8 protein-coding genes and 5 tRNA genes are annotated in these 10,625 nt (G+C 46.6%); all 13 read right to left on the reverse strand.

The window, feature by feature from the left end:
* Positions 1–203: 203 nt before the first annotated feature.
* The gene (gene nth, locus FW758_RS11940) at positions 204–848 is read right to left on the reverse strand and encodes an endonuclease III (RefSeq protein WP_446445501.1); all 645 of its coding nucleotides are present in this window, start codon (positions 846–848) and stop codon (positions 204–206) included.
* 237 nt (positions 849–1,085) lie between these two features.
* Positions 1,086–1,784: an electron transport complex subunit E gene (locus FW758_RS11945; protein ID WP_006081538.1), complete on the reverse strand. Its 699-nt coding sequence runs from the start codon at positions 1,782–1,784 to the stop codon at positions 1,086–1,088.
* On the reverse strand, positions 1,777–2,415 hold the full coding sequence (gene rsxG / locus FW758_RS11950) for an electron transport complex subunit RsxG (protein ID WP_006081539.1): 639 nt from the start codon (positions 2,413–2,415) through the stop codon (positions 1,777–1,779). The genes FW758_RS11945 and rsxG overlap by 8 nt, the downstream gene beginning before the upstream one ends.
* Before the next feature lie 56 nt (positions 2,416–2,471).
* Complete coding sequence (rsxD, locus tag FW758_RS11955) at positions 2,472–3,521, reverse strand: electron transport complex subunit RsxD (RefSeq protein ID WP_006081540.1); 1,050 nt, start codon at positions 3,519–3,521, stop codon at positions 2,472–2,474.
* Positions 3,522–3,547: 26 nt separating this feature from the next.
* On the reverse strand, positions 3,548–5,860 hold the full coding sequence (rsxC, locus tag FW758_RS11960; protein WP_446445502.1) for an electron transport complex subunit RsxC: 2,313 nt from the start codon (positions 5,858–5,860) through the stop codon (positions 3,548–3,550).
* A complete protein-coding gene (gene rsxB / locus FW758_RS11965) occupies positions 5,854–6,468 on the reverse strand; it encodes an electron transport complex subunit RsxB (RefSeq protein ID WP_006081542.1) in 615 nt (204 codons plus the stop codon). Before rsxB ends, rsxC begins: the two co-directional genes overlap by 7 nt.
* A 1-nt stretch (position 6,469) precedes the next feature.
* On the reverse strand, positions 6,470–7,048 hold the full coding sequence (rsxA, locus tag FW758_RS11970) for an electron transport complex subunit RsxA (protein WP_006081543.1): 579 nt from the start codon (positions 7,046–7,048) through the stop codon (positions 6,470–6,472).
* Between the two features lie 125 nt (positions 7,049–7,173).
* Positions 7,174–9,078, reverse strand: coding sequence for an EAL domain-containing protein (locus tag FW758_RS11975; RefSeq protein ID WP_446445503.1), 1,905 nt, complete (start codon positions 9,076–9,078; stop codon positions 7,174–7,176).
* Between the two features lie 209 nt (positions 9,079–9,287).
* Positions 9,288–9,363: transfer RNA gene (locus FW758_RS11980), tRNA-Asn, on the reverse strand.
* Positions 9,364–9,412: 49 nt separating this feature from the next.
* Positions 9,413–9,488: transfer RNA gene (locus FW758_RS11985), tRNA-Asn, on the reverse strand.
* Positions 9,489–9,529: 41 nt separating this feature from the next.
* A tRNA-Asn gene (locus FW758_RS11990) sits at positions 9,530–9,605 on the reverse strand.
* Between the two features lie 32 nt (positions 9,606–9,637).
* Positions 9,638–9,713: transfer RNA gene (locus FW758_RS11995), tRNA-Asn, on the reverse strand.
* Positions 9,714–9,776: 63 nt separating this feature from the next.
* A tRNA-Asn gene (locus FW758_RS12000) sits at positions 9,777–9,852 on the reverse strand.
* Positions 9,853–10,625: the final 773 nt, after the last annotated feature.

Genomic DNA, 10,625 nt, shown 5'->3' on the forward strand with positions numbered 1-10,625 from the left:
TTAGGCACTACACTTGTAATTGCTTTATTTTTCAGCGCGTTCTTTGTTTCAATCTTTTAACTAGCAATACAAGTTTCAGTTAACCTTGTACCAAGTTAAGCAAAAAAGCCGCTATTGCGGCTTTTTGTTTGTCTGGGATCCAGTCTCATCAATGTGAAAACAACGCTGAAACGTCAATTTGCTCGACTAAGTTGATTCGAAGCTTATTCTTCAGGATAGATTTTTTCTTTAAAGTATTCGCACAAGTCTTCAATGATACAGCTACCGCAGCGAGGTTTGCGCGCAAGGCAAGTGTAGCGTCCGTGCAAGATAAACCAGTGGTGCACATCAACTTTAAATTCCGCAGGCACGACTTTCAGCATTTTCTCTTCCACTTCGACCACGTTCTTGCCGGGCGCAAATTTAGTGCGATTAGCGAGGCGAAAAATATGGGTGTCGACGGCGATTGTCGGCCAACCAAACGCAGTATTGAGCACCACGTTTGCCGTTTTACGGCCAACGCCTGGCAGAGACTCTAGGGCTTCGCGGTTTTCTGGCACTTCGCCATTGTATTTCTCAATTAAGATCTCACAGGCTTTGATCACATTGATGGCTTTGTTGTTATATAAGCCGATGGTTTTTATGTATTGTTTTAAACCATCGACGCCAAGGGCATAAATGCTATGGGCCGTGTTCGCCACAGGAAAGAGTTTGTCCGTTGCCTTGTTGACGCTCACATCCGTCGCTTGGGCGGATAAGGTCACTGCGACTAAGAGTTCAAAAGGACTGGAAAAATTGAGTTCGGTTTCAGGTTTCGGATTGTTATCGCGAAGACGGGTGAGGATCTGGATGCGTTTTTCTTGATTCATGTACGATTCCTGCGCGGTTATTGGGTTCAACTAGCCATTATCAATAGGGTATTAATGATGATTGAACGAGCTTGAAACCTAGACCTGCTGATTTCCTATGCTTTGAGTTCTTATGCTGAGTGCTTATGCTTTGATATATTATGTTTTAATTCCAGTCGCTTAAGTGCGCTAGGCGCACATTAAGCGTTGAACACCATACTCTGTACGATGCTGGAATTAAGCCTTTATGTTGAAAGCCTAACCAACCTTAGTGATGCGCGCACGGGTGACACTTGGCTCGGCAGCGACTTGAGGCTGGCGTTCTTTCACTTTTTTATCAATCACATTTTTCAGTGCAATCAATAGTCCCATGACGATAAATGCGCCAGGTGGCAGCATAGCAAGCAGGAAGGGAGTATCGACTTGCCATAAATGGATGGTTAAGGATTTCGCCCACGGGCCGAGCAGTTGATCGGCGCCATCAAACAGTGTGCCTTGACCTAATATTTCCCGCGTTGCGCCAAGTACTGTAAGCACTAAGGTAAAACCGAGTCCCATCATTAAGCCATCAAAGGCGGCGCTAAAGGCGTTATTGCGCGAGGCAAAGGCTTCGGCGCGACCGATAATGATGCAGTTGGTCACAATCAACGGCAGGAAGATCCCAAGGGATAAATACAGACCATAGGCATAGGCATTAATAAGCAGTTGCACTGTGGTCACCAGCGCGGCGATGATCATCACAAATACCGGAATACGAATTTCTTTGGGCACATAGTCGCGCACCAGCGACACCAAAATGTTAGAACCAATCAGCACCAACATAGTCGCTAGGCCAAGGCCAAGGGCGTTCGTGATCGTCGCTGTGACCGCAAGCAGGGGGCACAAGCCTAACAGTTGCACTAGGCCAGGGTTATTCTTCCACAGACCTTGCCAAGCAATTTCGCGATAATTAGTCATGGTTGGCCTCACAATTTAGCGGCAGACTGAAAATTTGCGCTTGGTTATTGTTGAAATACCATACTGCGTTTTTGACTGCTTTGACATAAGCGCGCGGGGTGATAGTCGCGCCGGTAAATTGATCAAAATCGCCACCGTCTTTTTTAACCAACCATTGTTTGTCATCTGCCGATCCTAACACTTTACCGACAAACTGAGAGACCCAATTGGATTTACGCAGATCGATTTTATCACCGAGCCCAGGTGTCTCTTGGTGAGCTAAGGTGCGAACGCCTAGGACTTCACCTTTAGTGCTAATACCCACAATCAATTTGATGTTGCCGTTATAGCCATCGGGCGCAATAGCTTCAATGGCGATGGCCACAGGTTTGCCTGCACTGGTGGCTATATAGGCGGGCATTGGGCTGTCGGTTCCTAATGCGTCTTTATCCAGCAGCAAAGTACATTGAGCCGTTAGCTCGTTATCGTGCATCTCATCAGGGATTAATTGATGTAACACTCGCATTAATTCCTGCTGTTCTTGCTGCTTAATTTTATCAACAGTTTGTTGATTGACTGCGGCGACGAGCCCAGTGCAAATCAAAGCAAACAATGCCAATAAAAAACCATTTTTAATCATCGGATTTTTCAACTTTTTATCCTTAAGCTCTCGTTGCCCGCAGAATGATGTTATCGCTGAGCATGACCTTAGCTCGTTGAATGACCATAGGTGCGTGGACGCACGTAATAGTCAATAAAGGGCGCACAGAGGTTGGCCAGTAACACGGCAAAGGCGAAGGCGTCAGGGTAACCGCCTTTGGTGCGGATGATATACACCAACACACCAATTAACGCGCCGAAGATAATACGGCCACGGGGACTGGTTGCGGCTGTAACGGGATCGGTGGCGATAAAAAACGCCGCTAACATGGTCGCGCCAGAAAACAGATGCATCAGTGGACTGGCTTGGGTATCGGGTGACAGTAAGAAACCGATACTCGATGCCACAAAGAGCCCTAATAACACGCCAGTGCTGATGTGCCAGCGAATGGCTTTTAGTTTAAGTAACACTAACCCGCCAGCAAGATAGGCCAAGTTGACCCAGAACCAACCTACACCAGTGCTGCCATCAAAAATGGCTTTGGTGAGACTTTCTGTGGTGGTTAATCCCATGGATAAATCGGTTTTGAGGGTATCGAGTGGCGTCGCCATTGTCATGCCATCAATGCCTAAACGGAACTGCTCCATATTCACGTGCGCGCCAACATTGAAGATAAGTTGCAAGCTTTCAACAAGGCTGGGTGAATGCAGTGCAACTGTGCTCGGTGCTATCCAGGTGGTCATTTGCACCGGGAACGAGACTAACAGCAATACATATGCCGCCATTGCAGGGTTGAATAGGTTATGGCCTAAGCCGCCGTAGAGGTGCTTAACTATGACGATCGCAAAGGCGGTGCCCATGACGATCATCCACCAAGGGGCGAGGGGCGGAATGGCGACACCAATTAAGATGGCGGTCAGCATGGCGCTGTTATCGCTAAGGCTTGCTTTGATATTGCGGTTGCGAAGTTTCATCACCGCGGCTTCGCAGCTTAAGGCGACGAGGATCGCCAGCAGGACTTGCACAAGTGTGCCCCAGCCAAAAAAGGCACATTGCACGACAAGGCCCGGCAGTAAACATAAAATCACCCTTTGCATGACCGTTGAGGTATGCAAGTTACGCGTTACATGGGGTGATGAGGCTATTTTAAACGCCATTGTGTTCCCTTTTAATCATTCTGTTCTTAATCAACACTTGAGTCGCTCGAAGCGTTGGCTTCTTGGGCGAGTGCCGCTTTTTTGGCTTTTGCCTTGGCGATGGTCGCAGCAATCCGCGCTTTTTTAAGTTCATCACTCGATAAAGGCGCCGTTTCAATGGGCTCTGCAGCAGATTCCAGCGATGGCAAAACGGCATCAGCTTCAGTTGTTGCAGTATCAAGCGTTGCTGCTATCGAGGGCGATGCCACGTTAGCTTCAGTTTGGATCTCGTCAACAGACTCTATTTCAGACTCAGTTTTAGACTCAGCTGCAGATGCCGCAGCTATTTTCTTCGCTTTAGCACGAGCAACTGCGGCAGCCACTTTGGCCTTTTTAATCGCTTCAGCGTCGTTAACGCTAACGTCAGTGTTGCTAACTGCAATATCAGTAGCGGCTGCATTAACAGCGGTTTCTGCAGATTCAAGCGGCGCGGTATCGGTTTGCTGAGCCGCTTTTTTGGCCTTGGCGCGCGCAATCGCCGCAGCGACTTTGTCTTTCTGGGATAAAGGCGCTTCCTGCGCTATCGCAACTGTTGCTGAGATGGAGTCGTTTGCATCCATAGTCACAGCATTGTCTGTTTTAGCACTGTCAGTTTCAGCACCATTGGTGTCAGTGCCATCGGCATTTGCTTGCGCAGCTTTTTTCGCCTTAGCACGGGCGATGGCGGCGGCAACGGCGGCCTTACCCTTAGGTACTTCCGTGGTGTCAGTTGTTGTGACGCTTGACTCTTCGGTAATTGATTCGCCAGTGACAGCTTGTGCCGCAGCGGCTTTTTTCGCAGCGATACGTGCCATGGCTTCGGCGACGGCATTTTTATCTGTACCTGTCATGCTGGCTTGTCGGCGTTCAGACGCCTCTTTCGCCTTAGCTTCACGGGCCAGTTTTTCTTCTTCAAGACGCGCTAAGCGGGCATCGAAGCGCTGTTTGGCGCGCTCTGCTTGCTGCTTCTCATCGGCGGCTTGTTTAAGTGCAGATTTGGCAATGCGGTAATACTCTACTAATGGAATATCACTCGGGCAAACGTAACTGCAACAACCGCATTCAATACAATCCTTTAGATTGTAACTGGCGGCTTTATCATATTCTTCGGCCTTGGCGTGCCAAAAGAGTTGTTGTGGCAACAAGAGTGCAGGGCAGGCAGTGGCGCATTCGCCGCAGCGGATACAGGCTTTTTCTTCGGGCGTGCTACCAATTTCTTGGCTGCTTGGCACCAGAATACAGTTGGTACCTTTTAAAATAGGCACTTGGATATTCGCTAACGCATGGCCCATCATAGGCCCGCCAATAATCACCTTTTGGTCAGGCTCTGGCGTGAATTCAGCTGCAGTCAGTACGTGATCAACGGGCGTGCCTATCGGTAACCAGTAGTTCCCCGGTTTGCTGACATTTTTGCCTGTCACAGTCACAACGCGTTCAATCAGCGGCTTGCCTTGGGTGACGGCTTGATGAATTGCATAGGCAGTACCAACGTTATGTACCACGATACCGAGTTTGGCGGGAATGGCGCCCGAGGGCACTTCGCGGCCAGTAATGATTTGAATTAACTGCTTTTCACCGCCAGATGGGTATTTGGTCGGGATAACCGTTACCCGAATGCTGCCCGCTGGGAGTCCGCATTGGCTGACAGCTGTTTGCATGGCTTTAGCCGCTTCAGGTTTATTGTCTTCAATGGCGATAACAATGCGTTTTGGCGTTAATAGCCGATGAATTATGCCAATACCTGCGAGGATATCTTGGCTGTATTCACGCATTAATCTGTCATCGGCGCTGATATAAGGTTCGCACTCGACGCCGTTGATGATGACTAAATCGATTTCACTGACGGGATTAAGCTTGATGTGAGTCGGAAACGCTGCGCCGCCCATACCTGCAATACCGGCTGAGCGAACCTTATCAACGATTTGCTGATGGCTTAAGTCATCAAGTTGATTTTGTACCAACTCGCACCAGGTGTCTTTGCCATCGGCTGCGATAACGCAAGTGTTAACCGGCAATGCAGAGGCATGGTTGCTCGCCCTTGGTTCGATAGCAACAATAGTGCCCGATGTTGGCGCATGCACAGGTAAATGCCAAATCGAGGTACCTTGCGTTAGTGGCGTGCCTTTTAAGACGCTATCGCCAACCTTCATCGCAAGCGTACAGTTTTCACCGACTTGAGGGACGGGCACTAAGTACGTAGAGGCTAATGGCAGTTGGCCAATCGGCGTCGCGTTGGAGAGGAATTTGACTTCGGGAGGATGTATTCCACCGGGTGAGCGCCAAAGGGTTCCTTTATCTAATTGATCTAATAAAGTTAACACCGCTTTTCCTCTTCAGACTTTGTCTCTTGAATATTGGTTTCTTGAATACTGTTTTCTTGGATGAGCGTCACTGGGATAGCATTTAAGCGCCAGTTCCAATTTTTAAGATTTGGGGTGACTGGGATCATATCAATACAATCGACAGGACAAGGCTCAACGCAGAGATCGCAGCCCGTGCAGTCGGTTGTAAGCACGGTATGCATGAGCTTTCCTGCACCGATAATCGCATCCACAGGGCAGGCTTGAATACATTTAGTGCAGCCAATACATTCATCTTCGCGAATGTAGGCGACTTTTTTTACTTGAGATTGTGCTTCGGCATTCAGTGGCTCTGGCTCGACGCCCATTAGGGTCGCCAGCTTTTCCATGGTGGCTGTGCCGCCAGGGGGGCATTTATTGACTTTATCACCATTGGCAATGGCTTCAGCATAGGGACGACAACCTGGGTAACCGCATTGACCGCATTGGGTTTGTGGCAGAATTGCTTCTAGCTCATCGACAATCGGATTGCCTTCGACCTTGAATTTAAGGGCGGCAAAACCGAGCAATACCCCAAAGACTAATGCCAATAGGGTCAACAATATGACTGCAATTAAAATTCCGGACATCTTACTTAACCAATCCTGTGAATCCCATAAAGGCGAGTGACATAAGACCTGCGGTGATCATCGCAATCGCCCCGCCTTTGAAAGGTAAGGGGACATCGGCGGCCGCTAAACGCTCGCGCATCGCCGAGAAGAGAATTAACACTAATGAGAAGCCTAACGCAGCACCAAAGCCATAGATAGCCGATTGGATAAAATCGTGCTTCTCATTCACGTTTAATAAGGCTACGCCCAATACCGCGCAGTTAGTCGTGATAAGCGGCAGGTAAATTCCTAAGGCACGGTGCAGAGCGGCACTGGTCTTTTGCACGACCATTTCAGTAAATTGCACCACAACGGCAATCACTAAAATAAAGCTCATGGTTCGCAGATAGCTCAGGTCAAAGGGTAATAACAGATACTGGTTGACGAGATAACTGAGAATAGAGGCTAACGTCAGCACAAAAGTGGTCGCCATAGACATGCCAATAGCGGACTCCAATTTGCTGGAGACCCCCATAAAAGGGCACAGGCCTAAGAATTTCACTAAAACGAAATTGTTGACCAGCACTGTACTGATCAACAAGAGGAGATATTCAGTCATCCTAATACTTTTCTAAACGGATCTTGGCCGTATTATCGACTTTTCCGTATGCATAAACAACATATAGAATGCAGGGTTAACCATCTTTACTGTAAATTTTGGCGATGAATTAACCCGTTAAAGTATTAAATCTGATCTGTAATGGCCATGGCTTGGGGTTGTGCGATGTAATAGCCCTGCAATCCATCGACTAAGAGTTTTTCGAGGGTTAATTTTTCTTCTTGGCGTTCGACACTGGTTGCGATGACCCGAATGCCAATTCGTCTGGCGACATCCACCATCATACGCACAAAGAACTTATTATTGCTGTCTTCATCGATGTTAGACGTGTAGCTGCCATCGAGCTTAATGTAGTCGGGGCGCACTTCGCTGAAGAATTTGAAGGAGGTAAAGCTCATGCCAAAACGCTCAATCGACACCCGTGAGCCAGCACTGTGTACTTCGCGGACAAATTTATAACTCGCGCCTAAGTTAGACTGCATGCCGGACTCATTGATCTCAAATACTAAGCGCGATGCTATGTATTTTTGCTTACCTAATATGTCTTTTAGCCAAGCGACAAACATGTCTTGATGGGCTGAAAATGCGCTGATATTGATACCAAAGTTACCGATAATAGTCGGGTTTTCCTTAAGCATTCTTAATGCACTGATCACGACCAGTTTATCTAATTCTGAGCTCATACCGTGACGTTCAGCCATAGCAATCACTGTGGTGGTAGGTAAGAACTTGCCTTCGCTATTGTAAAAGCGCGCCAACAACTCACGGTAAACTTCTACATCGGTACGACAAGGCTGAATAGGCTGTTGGTAGAATTTCAGTGCTTGGCGAGTCACTAAATCATGAATCGCCATCTTCCAACGATCGTCACCAAACTGTTCATCCCCATTGAGTTTTTCTTGGATATGATAGCTATTGGGGCCAAGGGTCTGAGCTATGCTGACCGCGGTATCGGCAATTGTCAGTAAATTTACCGCTTCTGTACCTTGGCGATAGGGGACTAAGCCTATATGGGCGACGGATTCTGCATTGGTCATCTGCTGATATTCATCGAGGTAAATTTTTAACTGGTCTAAAAATTTCGGTGCATCTTTTAGCATGACATCGGGAATAAACACCGCAAAATCGGCACTCGATACCCTAAAATATTCAGCATCTGCATATTTGCTACAGGCTTTTCGGATGCAATTGGCCACACTCGAAAGATAATCATCACCCGCGGAACGGCCTTGTTTTTGATTAATGAGGGTCAGCTCGGTCGCTTTAACCATCGCCATCAGCCCAAGTTGAGGAATATCGGGATGACTAATGGTTTCTAATTTTTGGGTAAAACGTTGGCGACTACCAAAACCTGTGACGGCATCTTGATAGGCGGCCTTATGCAGTTTTTCATTTTCTTGATTGAGCTTATCGATTTGGGCTTTAAGTTGCAGGCGACATTCTTCGAGGGAGATACCAATAGGGGTGATCTCGCCAGTCAGTTTCGATGCTGCGACGGCAGAAAAGCCTAACTCTGGTATTTTTGAAATATAATCAGCAGCATAACGTACTGCAGCCCTAAGCTTCGACATTAATAGAATAAACACTAACAGCAAAATAAGGTAAGTCGCTAGCAACATGGCACCGAGTTTTTCAGTGTTACTAATTGCAGTATCAATGGCTTGGTTTGCACTGAGCTTGACCTGTAAACGACCCGATGCCAATTTTTGTGTGTGGCTGAGCTCGATGGAAAATAGACTCGCTAAAGGGTGGGGATGTTGACTGTCTAAGCTTCCTTCGGTATGGCTCAGTTGGCCGTCGGTATCATCAATATATTGGAAGAACTGGAATGAGTAGTTTTCAGAAAGTTTTTTAAAGAGTTCTACACCGTTACCCTGCCATTGTTGGTAGCGGCTTAAGTTAGATTTAAAGCTATCGAGTTCTTGCTGCTGTTGGACTTGCAATTGGCTGTTTTCGCTTTGATACACCCAAGCAAAGAGACCTAAGAAGATAAGCAGTAAAAAAACTGGATATGATTTTGACATGGCCATAAAAAATCCGCTCTAGATATAGGTGAGTTCGAACAAGATAAGTTTAAGTTAGAAATACTTAAAAACCGCTATCTGTGTGATGACACTCATAAATTTTTCTTAATAAGTTGATAACAGTGTAACTGCATTTGCTTAAAAACAAAACGGAAAAGAATAGCTTAGCAAGAAGTAACTAGATGTAGAGAATTGGAGTTTAAACGAAGAAATATTGGCTCCCCTGACTGGACTCGAACCAGTGACATACGGATTAACAGTCCGCCGTTCTACCAACTGAACTACAGGGGAATCGAAGTGTGATATTACTATCAACTGTATTGAGATAACGCTTTAAAAGTGGCTCCCCTGACTGGACTCGAACCAGTGACATACGGATTAACAGTCCGCCGTTCTACCAACTGAACTACAGGGGAATTGGGTGCGATATGGCTATCGACTTAAAACTTGCTTAAATTGGCTCCCCTGACTGGACTCGAACCAGTGACATACGGATTAACAGTCCGCCGTTCTACCAACTGAACTACAGGGGAATCGTTTTAAAACAGCAGTGTAATAGTGTAATTGGCTCCCCTGACTGGACTTGAACCAGTGACATACGGATTAACAGTCCGCCGTTCTACCGACTGAACTACAGGGGAATCGTTTACAACTTATCTTTACTGCTTTGTCCTACTTTACTTGCCTTTACTCAGTGTTGAAATTGGCTCCCCTGACTGGACTTGAACCAGTGACATACGGATTAACAGTCCGCCGTTCTACCGACTGAACTACAGGGGAATCGTTTCACACAGTCGTAGCGACTCGTTGAGAACGGAGCGCATAGTAAAACGCTCTGTGGGATGAGTCAACTCGAGTTACTAAAAAAAGTGTAATTATGCTGTTAAGTGCTCATCTAATGTGCATCGTGGTGCAGAATTCGACATTTTTAGTGAAAAACCACTTAACAATTCGCAATATAGCTTTGAACGGCGCCATCGTTTGCGGGGTGAAATTTCTATGAAATTGAAATCACTCGTTAAAAAATAAGCACTTTTTAGAAATCAGCCGAGCTTAAGGCCAATGAATAGGCTTAAACAGCTTAAAGCTTAAGTGCAGCCAGCTATCGCTTCGGGTTTATCGCATCTTTTTAGCATATCGATAAGTATTGGGTGAGCAAGATGAATCGAGATAGCGATGCGGTGTGAAGTTATCGAGCAGCATAAAAAGGGGGGGTAATCAGCGGTAAATAACGATGGGGTAAACCGTTAGACTTATTGGCGTAAGGTAGACGATTAAGTAAAGCTGCTTTCTAGGTGCTAGATAAATCACCATGATCGATGAATCATTGGCTATCAACTATCAACAGTGAACTATCAAAAGTGAGCAGTGAGTAAGTTAAGAGTTAAGCTACCTTTCAGTCGTACATAGAAGACCTTTACAGTAAGAGTGAACCATTTATGGCGATGACGCGTATCTCGAATGTCGATGAGTCGATCCATTAAAGGATAAAAATATTTGTATAGCGTTTGATGATGAGCTTTATGTTAGATTTTAGTTTGGCGCAAACATGC

The organism is Shewanella sp. 1180_01, assembly GCF_052850535.1.